The organism is Pseudomonas sp. MD195_PC81_125, from assembly GCF_014060985.1.
Lineage (GTDB): Bacteria > Pseudomonadota > Gammaproteobacteria > Pseudomonadales > Pseudomonadaceae > Aquipseudomonas > Aquipseudomonas parakoreensis.
On sequence record NZ_JABULD010000152.1, the window covers coordinates 1 to 699 of the forward strand.

1 protein-coding gene is annotated in these 699 nt (G+C 51.8%); it reads right to left on the reverse strand.

Annotated features, from left to right (window positions below; translation table 11 throughout):
• A partial coding sequence (gene rfbA / locus HT737_RS06745; protein WP_182401939.1) for a glucose-1-phosphate thymidylyltransferase RfbA occupies positions 1–699 on the reverse strand: 699 nt, incomplete at both ends.

Below are 699 nucleotides of genomic sequence, written 5' to 3' on the forward strand. Positions count from 1 at the left end.
CTGCACTGCCAACTGTTCTGAAGTGATCCAGCCATTGTGGTATGCAATTTCTTCCAGGCACGCCACTTTCAAGCCTTGACGCTGCTCAATGGTGTGGACGAAGTGACTCGCCTCAAGCAGAGAGTCATGGGTGCCTGTATCCAACCACGCAAAACCACGCCCCAGCATCTCGACATTAAGGGTTTGCTGTTCGAGATAAGCACGATTCACATCGGTGATTTCCAGCTCGCCGCGCTCGGACGGCTTGATCTTCTTCGCAATATCGACGACTTGATTGTCGTAGAAATACAGACCTGTGACCGCGTAACTCGATTTCGGCTTAACCGGCTTTTCTTCGATACTCAGCGCACGACCAGCAGCATCAAACTCCACAACACCGAAACGCTCAGGATCGGAAACATGGTATCCAAAAACGGTTGCACCTTGCTGACGGTCACTGGCGGAGCGCAGGTTATCGGAGAAATGCTGACCATAGAAAATGTTGTCTCCCAGGATCAAACAGCAAGGATCATTACCGATGAACTCTTCACCAATGATGAAAGCTTGCGCCAGCCCATCCGGGCTCGGTTGTTCGGCGTAAGTCAGTTTGATGCCATAGAGACTGCCGTCTCCGAGCAACTTACGGAAGCATGGCAGATCGTCCGGCGTCGAGATGATCAGAATTTCGCGCATTCCTGCAAGCATCAACACTGACAACGG